An 18,378-nucleotide genomic window follows, 5' to 3' on the forward strand; every position below is an offset into this window, starting at 1 on the left:
ATAGGTATTTAGGACACTTGCTCTTGGTAGCCTCCGGCCACGGCCGGTGTCCACGGAGTGAGACGCTTCACGACGCACGGAAGCGGTAGGTCACCTTCCGTTCACCGGATCGCCACCAACTGCGGCGATCCCGGAGCGTCACGACGCTCGAAGATCTTCCCCTACGGCCGAAACCGGCATTACGCCACACGTTTAACTTTCAATCCTTGACTGTCCGATGACGCAAATAATAGGAATGACCTGGCTTATAGCTTGTGAATACTTGGCAGGGCAAAAACCCTGTTTGGGGCTATGGGGGGTGGATGCTCGAAGCGATGCGGGGGGACTCGTCGTCCGCCTCTTTGCCCGGTCCGTCATTCACCTCACCGGCTCCCGCGCCCGTCGCCTGGACGACCGGGCCACCCCACATCGCCCCGGACGCGCTGCTGTGCGACCTGATCGTCGCCCAGGCGGCGCGTACGCCCTCCGCGCCGGCGATCCGCCAGTGGAACGCCGGCCTCACCTACCGCGAACTGGTCGACGCCGCCACCACGCTCGCGCTGCGATTACGTGCCCTCGGGGTGGGCCCTGAGGATCGGGTCGGGCTCTGCGCCAGGCGCACACCGCTGATGACCGTCGCCGCCCTCGGCATCATGATGGCGGGCGGCGCGTACGTCCCACTCGACCCCGCGCATCCACGCCGGCGACTCGACGAGGTCCTCGACGACGCGGGCATCGCGGTCGTCGTGGCCGACGGCCACGGCCGCGCGATGCTGGACGGATGCGGGCGCCCCCTGGTCGAGCCGGAGACGGGCGTCGCGGCCGTGTCCGAAATTACTTCCGGAACCGCCTCCGGGCCCTCTGCCGTAACGGGGACGGGAAGCGGCGAGAACGTCGGCGGCGGTCCTGCGCTGCCGGGGAACGCCGCCTATGTTCTGTACACGTCCGGATCGACCGGGCGGCCCAAGGGCGTGGTGGTGAGCCACGCCTCCGCGGTCGCGTTCGCCTCCGCCGCGACGGCCCACTTCGGCCTGGACGGCACATGCCGGTCGATCGCGTTCTCCGCGCTCGGCTTCGACGTCTCGGTGCTCGACATGCTCGCGCCGCTCACCGTGGGCGGCTGCGTGCAGCTGGTGCCGGACGAGGACAGGACCGACCCGGCGCGGCTGCAGCGGTTCCTGGAGGCGCACGACGTCACCTGGGGGTTCATCCCGCCCGCGCTGCTGCCGCTGGTCGACCCGGCACGGCTGCCGCACCTGCGTGACCTGATCACGGCCGGGGAGCCGCCGGGTCCCGAGCAGGTGGCCCGCTGGTCGGCGCACACCCGTTTCCACAACTGGTACGGCCCCACGGAGACGACCGTCTGCGTGGTCGGCACCGAGCTGTCGGGGACCTGGGAGCGTTCGCTGCCGATCGGGCACCCCCTGCGCGGCTGCCGGGCGCACGTCCTGGACGAGGACATGCGCGAGTGTCCCGTCGGCGTCCCCGGCGAGCTGTACATCGGCGGGCCTCAGGTGAGCCGCGGCTACCTGGGCCTGCCCGGCATGACGGCCGAGAGGTTCGTACCCGACCCCTTCGAGTCCGCGCCCGGCGCGCGGCTCTACCGCACCGGCGACCACGTCGCCTGGCAGGCGGACGGCCGGATCGCCTTCATGGGGCGGCTGGACCGGCAGGTGAAGATCCAGGGACAGCGGGTCGAGATCGGCGAGGTCGAGTCGGTGGTGCGGGCGCACCCAGAGGTGACGCAGGCGGTGGTCGACGCCCCAGGCGAGCTGGTCGCCTACGTCGCGCCGCTGGACGCTCCCGGGCTCGCGGCCCTGCGGGTGCACTGCGCGGGACGGCTGCCGATCTACATGTTGCCCACCCGCGTGGTGCACGTGCCCGCCCTGCCGCTGAACTCCTCGGGCAAGGTCGACCTCGCCGCCCTGCGCGACCTCGCCGGGCAATCCTCAGGCACCTCCCGGAACACGACCGGCGGCCGGGACGGGGACACGGCCGGGAACACGGCCGGGGGTACGACCGGCGGCGCGACCGGGCTCTCGGGGCTGGCGGGGATCTGGGCACGGGTGCTCGACGCGCCTCCCCCCGGCCCCGACGACGACTTCTTCGAGCGCGGCGGGCACTCGTTGCGGGCGATGCGCCTGGTGTCGGCCATCAGGGCGGAACTCGGCAGGGACGTCTCGGTCGAGGACGTCTACACGGCCCGCACCTACGGCGCCCTCTCGTCCGGTGTCGAGAACGCCCCCTTCTCCGACGTCGAGAACATCCTCTCGTCCGGCGTCGAGAACGCCGGCGCGCGGGACGCCGCGCCGGCGGGAGAGACCCCGTCGGCGAGGACTTCGGCGAGCTCGGCGGGCTCGGCGCCCCCCACGCTGTCGCCCGCGCAACGACGCATGTGGTTCGTGGAGCGGCTCGCCCCCGACACCCCCGCCCACAACATCGCGATGGCCGAGCGCCTACGCGGCCCGCTGGACCACGGCGCGCTGCGCAGCGCCCTGGAGTCGGTGGTGGCGAGGCACGAGACGCTGCGCTGGCGGATCACCTCCCGCGACGGCGTGCCCCACGTGTCGGTCGTCCCGCCGGGCGAGGTGCCGCTCCCGCTCGACGACCTCTCGGCGCTCGCCCATCCCGAGGCCGCTCCGGAGACGACTCCGGGGAGCACGTCGAAACCGGCTTCGGAGCGCGAGCCGGAAGCGGTTCCTGAGACCACGCTGAAGACCGCTCCGGAGAGCACACCGGAGGCGGCTCTGGAGACCGCACTGCAGAAAGCTCTTGAAACGATTCTGGAGACGGAGGCGCGGACCCGGTTCGACCTGGCGCGCGATCCGCTGCTGCGGGCCAGGCTGATCCGGCTGGCCGACGACGACCACGTGCTCGCGGTGACCGCGCATCACATCGTCTTCGACGGCTGGTCCCAGGACGTCTTCTACCGGGACCTGAGTGCCGCCTACCGCGGCGACCTCCAGGGGCCGACGGGTGCGTCCTTCGCCGACTACGCGCGCTGGGCGAGGGAGCGGTCGGACGGCGACGGGGTCGACTGGTGGCGTGAGCACCTGAGGGACGCCCCGATGGTGCTCGACCTGCCCAGAGACACCCCGCGCCCTCCCGTCCAGACTTTTTTTGGAGCGCTCCGAACAGCGGAGATTGACACCGAGACCGCAGATCGTGTCAGGAGGCTCGCGGTCCGGCTGGGGGTCACCCCGTACCCGGTGCTGCTCGCCGCCTTCGCGCAGCTGCTCTCCAGGCTGTCCGGGCAGCGGGACCTGCTCGTCGGCACCCCGTACGCCGACCGGGGGCACGTCGCGTTCGAGTCGCTGATCGGCATGTGCGTGCGAATGCTGCCGCTACGGCTGCGTCAGGACCCCGGGGTCTCGTTCGAGGAGCACGTGAGGCGCTGCCGCGACGAGCTCGCCGAGGTCGTCTCCCACGGCGACGTACCGCTGGAGCGCGTCGTGGAGGCGCTGCGCGTCCCGCGCGACCTGGGACGCAACCCGGTGACGCAGGTGCTGTTCAACATGTACAACTTCGCCGAAGCCAAGCTGGACCTGCCCGGGTGCGTGACCGAACCGCTGCCCGCCGGGCTGCCTGGCGCGCTGTTCGACCTGACGATGTACGTCAGCGAGCGCGGCGACGGATACGCCCTGCAGCTCGTCTACAATCCCGACCTGTTCTCCGCCGCCAGGATGGACGCCCTGCTGGCCGGTTACGCGCACCTGCTGGGCGACCTGCTCGCCGACCCGGGACAGGCGGCGCGCGAGGCCCGGCTCACCCCGGGGGAACCGGCCGCCGCGCTGCCCGTCTGGGACGGTCCCGGGCCGCTGGACACCCTGCACGGCGACGTCGTGGTGGAGGGAGCGGGGCGGACCCTGGGACACGCGGAGCTCACCATGCTGCGCCACCGTACGACCTCGGCACTGCGCGCGGCCGGGGTGCAACCCGGCCAGGCGGTCGCGGTGCTCGCCGCGCGGGTCCCCGAGCTTCCCGGGCTGCTGCTGGGAGTGCTGGCCGCCGGGGCCCGCTGGGTGATCCTCGACCCGGCGCACCCGGCTCCGGTGCTGGCCCGCCAGGCCGCCGCCGCCGGCGCCGTGGCGGCACTGCGCTGTCCGGGCGCGCCCCCTCTGTCGGGTCTTCCGGAGATCGCGCTCCCGGAGACCTCGCCCCCGGGAACCACGCCGCACCCCGAGCGGGGCTACCTCTCGCTCACCTCGGGGACCACCGGCGACCCCAAGCCGGTGGTGACCGGTGAGGGGCCGCTCGCCCACTTCGTCGCCTGGTACGCGGCGACCTTCGCGGTGACCCCCGCCGATCGCTTCGCCCTGCTGTCGGGCCTGGCGCACGACCCCGCGCTGCGCGACGTGTTCGTACCGCTCGCCACCGGCGCCCGGCTGTGCGTGCCGGAGGGCGAACTGCTCCGCGACCCCGTCCGACTGGTCGCGTGGCTGCGCGAGCACCGCGTCACCGTGGCGCACCTCACCCCGCAGCTGGCCAGGATGCTCTGCGGGACCGGCGCGGTGCTGCCCGAGGTGCGGCTGGTGGCGACCGGCGGCGACCGGCTCACCCACGCCGACGCCGCGCGGCTGCGCCGCCTCGTCCCCGCCGCCCGGCTGGTGGCCTTCTACGGCACCACCGAGACCCCGCAGGCCCACGCCTGGTACGAGATCCCCACCGGGGTGCGTGAGAGCGCCGAACCCGTCCCCGCCGGACGCGGCATCGAGGGCAGCGAGCTGGTCGTGACCGCCGAGCACGGTGGCCGGGCCGGGGTGGGTGAGCTGGGCGAGGTGGTCGTCCGCAGCGCCAACCTGGCGAACGGCTATCTCGACGCCGAACTCACCCGGCTCCGCTTCACCGGTGACGCCTTCGCCACCGGCGACCTCGGCCGCCTCAACCCCGACGGGACCGTGACGATCGCCGGACGGCGCGACGACCAGGTGAAGATCCGCGGCTTCCGGGTGGAGCTGGGCGAGGTGGAGGCGGCCCTGTCGGCCCACCCCGAGGTCCGCGCCGCCGTCGCGGTGGCCGACCGGGACGAGCGGCGCGAGACGGTGCTGCACGCCTACGCGGTGCCGCGCAGGCCGGGTCCGGCCCCGCCGGGGCTGCTCGACCACCTGCGCGCGGTACTGCCCGAGCACGCGGTGCCCGCCGAGGTGTTCGTGGTTCCCGCGCTCCCGCTCACCCCCAACGGCAAGGTCGACCGCGCCGCGCTGCGCCGGCCCGTGTCCCGGCCGGGAGGCGAGGCGGGCGGGGAGGTGTCCGGCCCGACCGAGCGGGCCGTGGCCGAGGTGTGGCGGGCCGTGCTCGGCGTGCCTCGGGTGGGGGCGGCCGACAACTTCTTCGAGATCGGCGGCCACTCGCTCGCGATCGCCGCCGTCCAGGCCCGCCTGGGCAAGGCCCTCGGCAGGGAGATCCCGATCGTGGACCTGTTCCGCCACCCGACCATCCGCGCCCTCGCCGCGCACCTCGACGGCGCAGGCCCCACCGCCGGCCTCGACCGCGCCGCACGGCGGCTCGCCGTGCGGCGAGACCGCCTCAAGGACCGCTCAAGGAAGCCGAGCTGACAACCGCACGATCCCCCGTATCCGACCTCGAACCGACGTCCGCCCCCTCCGGCCCTCGCGGCCGGACCGGACCCCGTCCCCCCCGCCCTCTCCCGCGACCGGGGCGGCGCCCCGACCGGCGACCGCACGACGTCCCGCACCGCGACCCGAGCCACGAACCGACCCGCTGACCCGACCGGCGCCCCGGCAGACCGTCGAGCCGGTGACCGAACCGGCGACCCCGCCGGAGACCGAGTTGATGCCCGTCCAACCCCCCGCGCCGGAGCCGACCGCGACCGGCAAGGAAGAAAGGGACCCCCGCATGGCCGAGGAGCCCACCGTCGAACCGATCGCGATCATCGGCCTTTCGTGCCGGGTGCCCGGAGCCGGGGACGCCAGGCAGTTCTGGCGCAACCTCGCCGACGGCGTCGAGTCGCTGACGCACTTCACCCGTGAGGAACAGCGCGCGCTCGGCGTGCCCGACCACGTTCTCGACGACCCCGACTTCGTACCGGCCGCGATGATGCTCGACGACCACCAGGGGTTCGACGCCGCGTTCTTCGGCATGTCGATCAGGGAGGCGGAGATCCGGGACCCGCAGCACCGGCTCTTCCTCGAACTGTCGCACACCGCCCTGGAGGACGCGGGCTACGACCCGTTCAGGTATCCGGGCGAGATCGGCGTCTACGCCGGTTCCGGCTCGGACTTCTACCAGTGGATCAACATCAGGAGCAACGCGCAGGCCCACGCGAACGCGGGCTGGCTCGCCGTCATGGTCGGCAACCACGTCGACTACTGCGCCACGCTGTCGTCGTACAAACTGGACCTGCGCGGCCCGAGCTACACCCTGCACACCGCGTGCTCGACCTCGCTGGTCGCGATCCACGTCGCCGCCGAGGCCCTGCGCAACGGCGAGTGCGACATGGCCCTGGCGGGCAGCGCGATGCTCGACCTGCCGCAGGGCCAGGGATATGTGTACGACGAGGACGGCATCGTCTCCCCCGACGGCCACTGCAGGGCCTTCGACGCCAAGGCGGCCGGGACGATCTGGGGCAGCGGCGGCGGTGTGATCGTGCTGAAGCGGCTGTCGGAGGCGATCGAGGACGGCGACAACGTCCGGGCCGTCATCCTGGGCAACGCGATCAACAACGACGGCGCGGGCAAGGTCGGGTTCTCCGCGCCCAGCATGGACGGCCAGGCCGCGGTGATCGCCCAGGCGCTCGGGGTGGGCGGGGTCGACCCGCGCACGGTCACCTACGTCGAGGCGCACGGCACGGGCACCGCGCTGGGCGACCCGATCGAGGTCGCGGCGCTGAGCAGCGTGTTCGGCCAGGACACCGACGACACCCAGTGGTGCGGCATCGGCTCGGTCAAGAGCAACATCGGACACCTGGGCCAGTCGGCGGGCATCGCGAGCATCATCAAGGCGGTGCTCGCCCTGGAGAACGGTCTGATCCCGCCCACGCTGCACTACGAGAGCCCCAACCCGAAGATCGACTTCCCCAGGAGCCCGTTCTACGTGACGGGGACGCCCACCAAGTGGGAGCGCAACGGCTTCCCCCGGCGCGCGGGCGTCAGCTCGTTCGGCATCGGCGGCACCAACGCGCACATCGTGCTGGAGGAGGCTCCGGCACCGGTCCGCGAGGAGCGTGACCCCCGCCCGGCGCACCTGCTGCGGCTGTCGGGCAGGACCGACACCGCGCTCGCCGCCGCCTCCGAGCGCCTCGCCGCGCACCTGGAGGCCCACCCCGGCGTCGACCTGGCCGATGTCGCCCACACCCTGCGGGTGGGGCGCAGGGAACTGTCGCGCAGGAGCGCGGTGGTCGCCTCCGACGTCGCCGACGCGATCGCCGCGCTCCGCGACCCCAAGCGGACGATCTCCGGTGCCGCCTCCCGGCGCACCCCGAGCATCGCGTTCCTGTTCTCGGGGCAGGGGTCGCAGTACGCGGGCATGGGCGCCGAGCTGTACCGCGCCGAGGAGGTCTTCAGGGACGCGGTCGACGAGTGCGCCGAGATCCTGCGATCCGTGCTGGGCGAGGACCTGCGTGAGCTGATCTTCGCCACCGGCGAGGAGGCCGGCGAGCGGCTGCGGCAGACGGCGCTGACCCAGCCCGCCCTGTTCACCGTGGAGTACGCCCTGGCCGCGCTCTGGCGCTCGCTGGGCGTCGAGCCCGCCGGGATGATCGGCCACAGCATCGGCGAGTACGTCGCGGCGACCGTGGCCGGGGTCTTCAGCCTGCCGGACGCGTTGCGGCTGGTGGCCGCGAGGGGACGCCTGGTGCAGAGCATGCCCGCCGGAGCGATGCTCGCCGTGCAGCTCGCACCGGACGAGATCGGGCCGCTGCTGCCCGACGACGTGTCGGTGGCGACCGTCAACGGCCCCGGGACGTGTGTGGTGGCCGGTCCTGGTGCCTCGATCGCCGAGCTGGCGGACATGCTGGAGGAGGAGGGGATCGGCCGGATGGAGCTGCGTACCTCGCACGCCTTCCACTCCTCGATGATGGACCCGATCCTGGGTGAGTTCCGCGCGCTGGTCGCCGGTGTCGAGCGGTCGGCACCGAGCCTGCCGTTCCTGTCGAACGTGACCGGCACCTGGATCACCGCGGCCGAGGCGACGGACCCGTCGTACTGGGCGCGGCACATGCGCGAGCCGGTGCTGTTCGGCGACTGCGTGACGGCCCTGCTCGCCGAGGGCGACTGGATCATGATCGAGTGCGGCCCCGGCAAGCAGCTGGCGGGGCTCGCCAGGGCGCAGACCCCGCCGGGCGCGGTCGCGCCGCTGCCCTCCCTGCCCGGCCCCAAGGACGCCGCCGGCGACGTGGGCGTGCTGTCGGCCGCGTACGGCACCCTGTGGGTGAACGGTGTCGCGCTGGAGGCGTTCAGCGAGGAGGGGCACCGGGTCTCGCTGCCGACCTACCCGTGGGAGCGCCGGCGCGCCTGGATCGACCCCGACCCGCACGGGGCGTTCGTCGGCGGCGTGGCCAACCACGCGCCGGTCGAGGAGGACCTGCCGCTGGACCGCTGGTTCAGCGTGCCGGTGTGGCGGCAGGTCCCGCCGGGGCCGGCGCCCCTGTCGCCGGTCACCCGCGCCCTGGTCTTCGCCGACGACGGCTCGGCCGCCCTGGTGGACGCGCTGCGCGCGACGGGGGCCGAGGTGGTCGAGGTGAGGCCGGGCGACGGGTTCTCCGCGGAGCGCTCCGACGGCGTCTACACCGTCCGTCCCGCCGAGCGCGCCGACTACGACGCGCTGCTGGCGGCCGTGGGCGAGGTGCCGGGGCGGGTGGTCCACGCGTGGACCGTCGGCGATGAGCCGGCCGCCGGTGCCGAGGGGACCTGGCGGGCGCAGGACCGCGGCTTCTTCAGCGTGCTCGCGCTGGTGCAGGCGCTGACCTCGGCGCAGCCCGCCGACTCCACCGGCGGGGTGGAGCTGACCCTGCTCACCTCGGGGGCACAGGACGTCACCGGCGGCGACCTGCTCCGCCCCGAGCACGCGACCCTCGCCGGGTTCCCCCGGGTGGTGCCGCTGGAGACGCCGTGGCTGCGGGTGCGCCACGTCGACGTCGAGGGACGCGACTGGGTCAGGCACGCCGCCGCGGAGCTGGGCAGGAGGCCGGAACCGGACGAGGCGGGACTGCTGCCCACCGTGAGCATCAGGGGTGGCCGCCGCTGGCTGCAGCACTACGAGCAGCTGGAGGTGTCCGCGGCCGGGACATCCTCACCGGAGGTCGGCGGGCAGGCGGGCCCCCGGGACGGACAGGTCTACCTGATCACCGGCGGCCTGGGTGGCATCGGTGTCTCGCTCGCCGAGGACCTCGCCGCGCGGGCCCGGGTACGGCTGGTCCTGCTGTCCAGGACCGGGCTGCCCGACCGGGCGGAGTGGGACGCGCACGAGACCGGCCGCGCGGGCCGGGCGATCGCCGCGATCCGCAGGATGGAGGAGGCCGGGGCCGAGGTCCTGGTGCTCGCCGCCGACGTCACCTCCCCCGCCGACATGCGCAGGGTGCGGGAGGAGACGATCGCCGGGTTCGGCCGGGTGGACGTGATCGTGCACGCCGCGGGACTGCCCGGCGGCGGCATGGCCGAGATCAAGGAGCGGGCCGCCGCCGAAGAGGTGCTCGCACCCAAGGTGGTCGGCACGCTCGCGCTGCACGAGGCCTTCGGCGACCTCGACCTGGAGGCCGTCGTGCTCTGCTCGTCGATCACCGCGGTCGCGGGCGGATTCGGCCAGGTCGACTACTGCGCGGCCAACAACTTCCTCGACGCGCACGCCAGGGGCGAGCACGGCTGGGGCGCGGCCACGGTCGTCTCCGCCAACTGGGGCAAGTGGCTCGAGGTCGGCATGGCGGCCGAGGTCGCCGCGCCCGCCGGGTTCGTGGCGCTGCAGCGCGGCGACCGGATCAGGGCCGTGGACCACCCCGTGCTGTCCGCCTGGCACGAGGCCGACGGCGAAGGGCTCGGCTGGGCCGGGGGCAACCTCTCCCCCGACACCCACTGGGCGCTCGACGGGCACCGCATCTCCGGGGTGCCGGTGCTGCCCGGCACCGGTCACCTGGAGCTGGCCCGCTGTGCCGGAGAGGTGGTGCTGCCCGGCACCGGCGCCATCGAGCTGCGCGACGTGGTGTTCGTCGAACCGCTCTCGGTGGCCGACGGCGCCTCCGCCGAGATACGCGTGACGTTCAGCACCGAGACGGACGGCGCCGACTTCCAGGTGCGCAGCGTCATCGGCGGCGAGCAGCGCACCCACGCGCGCGGCACCGCGGCCAAGGTCGACGCCGGATCCGCCGGGCACGCCGACGTGGCGGCGATCATCGACCGCTGCACCCTCGCGTCCGACGAGCAGGGCGGGGTGCCGCTGTCCGGGCTGCTCACGCTCGGCCCCCACTGGGGTCACATGCAGAAGTGGTACATCGGCCAGAACGAGGCCCTGGGACTGTTCGATCTGCCCGAGGAGCTGTCCGAGGACCTGGACGGCTGGGGCCTGCACCCGGCACTGCTCGACAGCGCCACCTCCTTCACCTGGGTCGACGTCGTCGGCCACTACCTGCCGCTCGGCTACGGCCGCATCACCGTCAGGGACCGGCTGCCCGGCAGGTTCTGGAGCCACATGCGCTTCCGCGACAGCGGCACCGACGAGGTGCTCGCGGTCGACGTGACGCTCATCGACTCCGAAGGCACGATCGTCACCGAGATCTCCGACTACGTGCTGCGCCGCATCAACACCGACGCCGTGGTGGCCGGGGTGACGGCCGACGCCGGAGCCCAGCGGGCCGGCACCGGCACCGTCGCCGCCCCCGACTCCGGCGGCCAGGTCACGACGGCCGCCGGAGGACCCGACGCGGTCGGCATCCGCCCCGCCGAGGGCGCCGAGGCGTTCCACCGGCTGCTCGCCACCCCGCTCGGCGCGCAGGTGGTGATCGCCGCGACCCCGATCGCCGCCTACCTGGCCGGTGTCGGGTCGGTCACCCAGGAGACGGTCGAGACGGAGCTGGACCCGGCCGCCGTGTCGGACCGTCCCCGTACCGGCCCGGCGACCGACGACTACGTGGCGCCGCGCGGTGAGGTCGAGGCCGCCATCGCCCGGCTGTGGAGCGAGGTGCTCGGCGGCGAGCGCATCGGCGTCGACGACGACTTCTTCGAGCTCGGCGGCAACTCGCTCATCGCCGTGCAGCTCATCGCCCTCATCCGCAAGGAGCTCGGCGTGCGGCTGCCGATGCGCAGCCTCTTCGAGGAGCCCACGGTGGCCGGGGTCACCTCGCTGATCGAGCAGGCCCGTGCCACCACGCCGGCGGCGGAGACCGCCCCGGCCGCGAACCAGTCCACCCAGTCCACGATCCCCCGTCTCCCCCGCAGGAGTGAGCAGCAGTGACCGAATCCCTTCCCGACACCAAGGTCGTCCTCAACGACGAGGAGCAGTACTCCATCTGGCCCTCGGGCCGCGACAATCCGGACGGCTGGCACGACGCGGGCTTCACCGGCACCAAGGACGAGTGCCTGGCCCACATCGAGCAGGTCTGGACCGACATGCGTCCGCGCAGCCTGCGCGAGGCGATGAACGCGGGAGGGGCGGGATGACCGAATAGGGGGCGGACGTCTTCCCGTTCTCCTCCGGGTTCCGGGCGGGAACGAACGTGGTTCCCGCCCGCTTCGAACCCGAGTCCGCCGTCCACGACATCGGCGTGCTCATACCGACGAGCGCGCCGACCGGTCGATCCGCACCGGTCGGCGCATCTCGGATGTCCCGCTTCCCCCGGTGGTCCGGGCATCGGCCCTCGCGAAAACGAGGGCGGCGAGGGCGGCGAGGGCGGCGAGGGCGGCGAGGGCGGCGAGGGCTCAGTACACGTCGCGCACGTAGCGTCTGCTCGCGGCGAGCTGTTTGACGTAGAGGGTGGCCTCGTCGTCGCCGAGGCCGCCGTGGGTGACGGCGATCTCGCGCAGGGTCCGGTCGACGTCCTTGGCCATCCGGCTGGCGTCGCCGCAGACGTACAGGTGGGCGCCGTCCTGAAGCCAGGACCAGAGCCGGCCGCCGTGCTCGCGCATGCGGTCCTGGACGTAGACCTTGGCGCGCTGGTCGCGGGAGAAGGCGAGGTCCAGCCGGGTGAGCAGCCCGGCGCGGTACGACGCGTCGAGTTCGTCGCGGTAGTAGAAGTCGGTGGAACGGCGCTGCTCTCCGAAGAAGAGCCAGTTGCGGCCGGAGTGCCCCAGTGCCCGGCGCTCGTCCAGGAAACCGAGAAAGGGCGCGACGCCCGTACCCGGGCCGATCATTATCATCGACGCGGCCGGATCCGCGGGAGGACGGAAGTGCCTGTTGCGCTGGACGAAGACGGGCACCGGGGTGTGCTCAGGGCTGTCCGCGAGGAAGGACGAGCACACCCCTCTGCGCTCCGTACCCCGTGGGTTCTCGAACCGGACGACCGAGACCGTCAGGCTCACCCGGTCTGGGTCGACGAGCGGGCTGGAGGAGATGGAGTACAGGCGCGGCTTCAGGCGTTTGAGTACGTCCGCCCACTCCTGGGCGGTGGCCTGGACGGGAAGCTCACCGACCACGTCGACGGCCTGGCGGCCCCACGTCCACTTCGCCAGCTCGCCCCCGTTGCCCGGACGCAGGAACCGGGTGAGATCGCGGTCGCGGGTACGGTCGGCGACGAACCTGAGCAGGCCGGGGGTGATCCTGGTGATCTCCAGTCGGCTCCGCAGGGCCTCACCGAACGGGAGGGGGCCGACGTCGGGGATCTCGACGATGTCCGTGGGATCGAGGCCGGTCACGGCGAGCCATTCCGCGACCAGGTCGGCGCCGTTGACCGGCAGCACCCCGAGCGCGTCGCCGGCCTGGTAGGTCAGCTCGCCCCCGGTGTCGAAGGTGAACCGCCGCACCTCCTTGGCCGACCCCGGCAGGCTGAGCAGCCGGTTACCGGCCAGGGGCGCGCCGAACGGCGCGGCCCTGCCGGACCCCGTCGACGACTCGGTGCCCGAGGGCACCGCCCCTGGCTCCGCTGGCGTCACCCCGAGACCCGGGGACGTCGGCTCAGGCCCGGACGACGTCGAGCCGGCGGCTGACATCGGACCCGGACCTGACGTGCGTCCGGGACCTGACATCGGACCGGAGCCCGGCATCGGACCGGAATCCGAGGGAGACGGATCGAGTCCCGGAAGTGTCGATCCGTGGCCCGAGAGGGCCGGATCGGAAGGTGAGAGCGTCGTTCCCGGCCCCGCGCGCGTGGGCTCGGGCGCCGAACTCGCCGGGGAGGAGGCGGAAGGTGTCGTCGGGGAGGGGACTGAAGGTTCGGCGAGGGCGGTGAGCAACCGCTCAAGCCAGCCGAGGGCCCGCGAGTGGTCGTCGGGCTCGCAGTCCACCCGGGGTGCCAGGCGCTGGGCGCCCAGCTCCTCAAGGCGCTGGTCGAGCCGCCGGCCGTGACCGCAGAAGTCGTCGTAGCTGGAGTCGCCGAAGGCGAGTACGGCGTAGCGCACGCCGTCGAGCCGGGGCGCGCCGGACCCGATGAGGGCCTCCCAGAACCCGACGCCGTTGTCGGGGGCCTCGCCGTCACCGAAGGTGCTGGAGATGACGAGCAGGTCCGCGCCACGGGGGATGCTGTCCGGAGCGCAGTCGGCCATGCTGATCAGCCGGGGGGCGCGCCCCGCGCCGGTCAGCCTGTCGGCGCTGGCGACGGCGAACTCCTCGGCGTTTCCGGTCTGGGAGGCCCACAGGACGACGATGTCGCGCGTCGGCGGCACCGGATCGCCGCTCGCTCGCCCGGGTGGCGGCGCGAGGGTCCGGGAGAACATCCCGGCCAGCACCCCGTTGATCCACAGGGCGTGGGCGGGATCGACGGGGGCGTGGTCCGGCAGGACCGGCACGAGCGTACCCGCGGACGCCGAACCGTCGTGAGCGGACCCCGCTCCCTCCATGGCGAACGCCGCGCCGTCGAGCGCCGACAGGAAACCGGCCATGTAGCGGCGCTCGTGGTCGGCGAGCACCGGCGGCGTCAGGTCGGCCACCCCGAGCAGACCGGCCAGCGCGGCGATCCGGGCGGGCCGGGAACTCTCCGGCGCGGTTCCGGGGTGTCCCTGGACCGCTGAGAACGCTGACGCCCCCGCGTACCCCGGAACCGCAGGGAACCCAGGGAATGCGGCAGTCCCGGCGTGCTCGGGGACGGCGGGGGATCCCACCCTCCCCGCGTGCCCGGAAACCGAGGAGGCCCCGTGCTCGGGAGCCACGGGGGACGCCTCGGAGGCGATCCTGGTGAGGGAGACCGCGCACACCTTGAGCTCGGGCTGGAACGAGATGGGATCGACGGCGTCGCTGGTGACCGCGTTGACGCTGAGATACTCGCCGAACAGGTCGTTCCAGTGGAACGGCGCGAAGCAGTTGCCCGGCATGACCCGGTCGGTCAGGCGGGCGGGCAGCACGGCCCTGCCGCGCCGGGAGGCGATCTCCACCAGGTCGCCCTCGCCGATGCCCTGCTCGGCGGCGTCGCGCGGGTTGATCTCGACGAAGGGCCCGGGGTTGAGCTTGTTGAGCTTGGCGACCCTTCCCGTCTTGGTCAGGGTGTGCCACTGGTGCTGCAGCCTGCCGGTGTTGAGGAGGAACGGGTAGGCGTCGTCGGGCAGCTCGGCGGCGGGCAGGTGCGGTCGGGGCAGGAAGGCGGCCCTGCCGCTCGGGGTGGCGAAGGCGAGACGCGGACGGCTGCCGTCGGGCCGGGTCAGCGTCGCCTGGCTGGTGCCGTCGTTGAGGTAGCGGACGGGGTTGCGTTCACCGCCGTCGGGCGCGCTCGGCCACTGGACTGGGGTCCCGCGCAGCCGCTCGTAGGTGACGCCTCGCAGGTCGTAGCCGGTCTTGGGATTCCACGCCCGCTTGATCTCCTCGAACACCTCCTCCGCGCAGGTGTAGGAGAAGGCGTCCTCGAAGCCCATCTCGCAGGCGACGCGGGCGATGATCTGCCAGTCGGGCAGCGCCTGTCCCGGAGGTTCCACGGCCTGCCGCAGCAGGGTGAGGTTCCGCTCGGAGTTGACCATCACGCCTTCTGTCTCGGCCCACATGGCCGCGGGCAGGACCACGTCGGCGTAGGCGTTGGTCTCGGTGGCGGCGAAGACGTCCTGGGTGACGACGAACTCGGCGGCCTCCAGGCCCGCGATGACGGTCCTGCGGTTGGCGACGCTGGCGACCGGGTTGGTGCAGATGATCCAGCACGCCTTGATCTCGCCCTCGGCCATACGGGAGAACATCTCCACGGTCCCCTGGCCGACCTCGGTGCGCAGGGTGCCGGACGGCAGATTCCACAGCTCCTCGGTGAAACGGCGGTCCTCCTCCACCAGCACCGAGCGCTGGCCCGGCAGGCCCGGCCCCATGTAGCCCATCTCGCGTCCGCCCATCGCGTTGGGCTGACCGGTCAGGGAGAACGGGCCGCTGCCGGGGCGGCAGATCGCGCCGGTGGCGAGGTGCAGGTTGCACAGCGCGTTGGTGTTCCAGGTGCCGTGCGTGCTCTGGTTGAGCCCCATCGTCCAGCAGCTCATCCACTCCCCCGCCGCGCCGATCCACTCGGCCGCCCGGCGCAGGTCGTCCTCGGGGATACCGGTGAGGTCGGCGACCGTCTCGGGGGGATAGTCCCGCAGGAAGTCCGGCATCGCCTCCCATCCCTCGGTGTGCCGCTCGACGAACTCGTGGTCGACGTGGCCGCCCTCGACCAGCAGATGGAGCAGCCCGTTGAGCAGGGCGAGGTCGGTGCCCGGCCTGATCCGCAGGAACAGGTCGGCCTTGTCGGCGGTGGCGGTACGGCGGGGATCGACCACGATGAGCTTGGCACCGGCCTTGACCCGCTCCATCATCCGCAGGAACAGGATCGGATGGCAGTCGGCCATGTTCGCGCCGATCACGAAGAACAGGTCGGCGCGGTCGAAGTCCTCATAGGAGCCCGGCGGGCCGTCCGACCCCAGCGACAGCTTGTAGCCGCTGCCCGCGCTGGCCATGCACAGCCGGGAGTTCGACTCGATCTGGTTGGTGCCGACGAAGCCCTTGGCGAGCTTGTTGACCAGATACTGCGCCTCCAGCGTCATCTGACCGGACACGTAGAACGACAGGGCGTCCGGCCCGTGCTCGTCCAGGATCCGCCGCAGCCCGCGAGCGGTCTCGCCGATCGCCGCGTCCACACTCGTCGGCCTGGGCTCGGCGCCCCGATCCGGCCTGATCAGCCCGCTTTCCAGGCGGCCGGGGGCGGCCAGCATGTCCGCGGTGGTCGCCCCCTTGGTGCACAGCCGACCGGCGTTGGCCGGGTGGCTCTTGTCACCGGAGGCCTTGACGACCCGGCGCCGCCCGTCCACCTCCAGGACGATCCCGCAGCCGACACCGCAGTACGAGCAGACCGTCTTCACTTTCTCTGACGCCGCCATAGGTCCCTTCTCCCTGAGCAGGGGCCCGTGACGCCCTCCGCCGAACAGCGGGGACACCAAAGTCGCATCGGGCGGATCCAACGACGGAAACATAAGAAACAGGCGTTACGTAGATGTCACATCTGTCCGCGTCCGCCTGTTACATCCACATCACCGCCGATCTCCCCCGGCCACGCGCGGCCCTCCTCGACGTGCATTCGGGCGTCAGGGAGCCCGTCGACCGACAAGGAAACCGGGCGGAGCATCCACGGTTCGGCATCGCCTCTTCGCGAATGTGGGGCGGACCGAGAGATCCGGTAAGCGTCGGCACGGAGCCGACGCAGCCGATCACCATCAGGGACGGGCCCATGTTTTTGAATGTCACTCGTTCCACCGGGATCCCCGCCGTCATCCAGACCTCGGTGACCGCACCGATTCGACGAGCAGGAAGCCTCCGGTCAGGCAGCGACCTGCGAAGTGACCGACGCGCGGGCCGCGAAGTCCGCAGCCTGAGCGCGGAGTTCAACGATCTCGGCCGCGTGGTGCCCGTCCGCAGCGGACAACAGGGTGTTGAGCCTGGCCGCTACAAGGGCCGACTGCAGGCCGGCGCTCTCCAGGGCCTGGCGGCCGGCGGCTGCGGCCCGGTCAAGGTCACTCTCGTCGAGGAGTGCGGCTGCCAAGCCGATCAGGTCCATCGTCTGTACCCGGTCGAACCCTGGTTTGCGGAGCCGCAGCGCGGCTTCGAAGTGAGGGCTGGCCGGGTGCCCACGGTGGCCGAGATGAGTGAGATCGCGGGCGCTGACGGCTCGGGCACCTGCATGCTCGGCGTCATCGAAGTAGGCGACCCATTCGGGACTGTCCGTGATCTGAGTGAGAAGTTCGTCAGCGTAACCGAGATGACGGGCGGCTTCGCCGGGCCGGCCGAGGCCCGCGTGGACGCGACCGGTCTGGGATTGCACGAGCGCCTGCACCGCCACCTGGCCGTCGCGTCGCGCGCGGACCGCTGCGAGGTCAAGCAGCGCGAGCGCGTCATGCAACCGCCCCAGATAGATCATCTGGTGTGACATGCGGGTGACGATCTCCGCTCCGCGACCGGGTACCCCGGCCTCGCCGGCGGCGTAGAGGGCATATGACCAGTACCGCTGCGCGGCGCCATAGCGGCCGGCGTCGTGGCTGGTCCATCCGGCAAGCGCGGCCAGGTCGGCTGTGGTGGCGAAGACACGGATGCGAAGACTGTCCGGGACGCCGTCTTGGATACGGCGCATGACCTCCGCGAGCTGGCCGACGATCGCAGAGCGACACAGGGCGCCGCCGTGCGCCGATTCCAGCCGCGCGAAGGCAGCGGTGACTTCCTCCAGAGCGGCGACGGTGTCGGTGCTGAAACCAGCCTGGCGGCGGCTGAGCGGACGGCCGACCGTCTCAAGCAGGTGCGCGGTGCCGGCGACCAGCGGGGTACCGACGATGAGGTTGAGGACTTCGCGGCGATCGGGCATCAGCAGGTCCATCCGAGTCCATCCGACCAAGGTCTCCGCAGCGGATTCTCGCAGCAGCGGCAATTCGATGGTATCCAGTGGCAAAGCGGTGGCCCTAAGACCCAGGTCACTGGGTGTCAAGGACCTGCGCAGTTCCTCGGAGAGCACCTGCGCCAGTAACTCGGGCACAGGCGGGCGGGGCTGCTCCCCGTTCAGCCACCGCCGCACCCGCGTGGTGTCCGGGGCGATCTGGCGGTGTCCGCGGTCCCTGGCCAGGGCACCAACCCTGCGGCTGATCTCTCCGAGGGACAAGCCGCTGGCGTCGACCCACGCCTGCAGTTGAGAGTTCACGGTGTTTCCGGCCATCGCTTCCCCACAGTCTTCGTGACTCAGGATGAGGTTTTCGCTACCTTCCGCGACCCCCAAAGTACTGGCCTGGGACCTGGTCCGCAGCGGATTCTTTAGCCGCACCGAAGTTGTGGGACGCCCAAAACAAACCGGCGTCCTTCATCTGCGCGGTGCTCAATCCCTCG

The 18,378-nt window shown here is 72.3% G+C and carries 5 protein-coding genes; 3 read left to right on the top strand and 2 right to left on the bottom strand.

The window, feature by feature from the left end:
* Positions 1-302 precede the first annotated feature (302 nt).
* The 3 genes from ACFY3V_RS00980 to ACFY3V_RS00990 all read left to right on the top strand — a co-directional run bounded on the left by ACFY3V_RS00980 (position 303) and on the right by ACFY3V_RS00990 (position 11,585).
* On the top strand, positions 303-5,534 hold the full coding sequence (locus tag ACFY3V_RS00980; RefSeq protein WP_389768730.1) for an amino acid adenylation domain-containing protein: 5,232 nt from the start codon (positions 303-305) through the stop codon (positions 5,532-5,534).
* A 202-nt stretch (positions 5,535-5,736) separates the two neighbouring features.
* Positions 5,737-11,379 (top strand): SDR family NAD(P)-dependent oxidoreductase, encoded by a 5,643-nt coding sequence (locus ACFY3V_RS00985; protein ID WP_389768733.1) that lies wholly within the window; start codon positions 5,737-5,739, stop codon positions 11,377-11,379.
* On the top strand, positions 11,376-11,585 hold the full coding sequence (locus ACFY3V_RS00990) for an MbtH family NRPS accessory protein (RefSeq protein WP_350948187.1): 210 nt from the start codon (positions 11,376-11,378) through the stop codon (positions 11,583-11,585). Before ACFY3V_RS00985 ends, ACFY3V_RS00990 begins: the two co-directional genes overlap by 4 nt.
* A 258-nt stretch (positions 11,586-11,843) precedes the next feature.
* On the opposite strand, the gene ACFY3V_RS00995 is transcribed toward ACFY3V_RS00990, so the two are convergent.
* A complete protein-coding gene (locus ACFY3V_RS00995; RefSeq protein WP_389768736.1) occupies positions 11,844-16,394 on the bottom strand; it encodes a molybdopterin-dependent oxidoreductase in 4,551 nt (1,516 codons plus the stop codon).
* A gap of 437 nt (positions 16,395-16,831) precedes the next feature.
* Positions 16,832-18,211 (bottom strand): hypothetical protein, encoded by a 1,380-nt coding sequence (locus ACFY3V_RS01000; RefSeq protein WP_389768739.1) that lies wholly within the window; start codon positions 18,209-18,211, stop codon positions 16,832-16,834.
* Positions 18,212-18,378: the final 167 nt, after the last annotated feature.

The sequence above is a fragment of the Streptosporangium sp. NPDC000095 genome (assembly GCF_042899335.1).
Taxonomy (GTDB): domain Bacteria; phylum Actinomycetota; class Actinomycetes; order Streptosporangiales; family Streptosporangiaceae; genus Streptosporangium.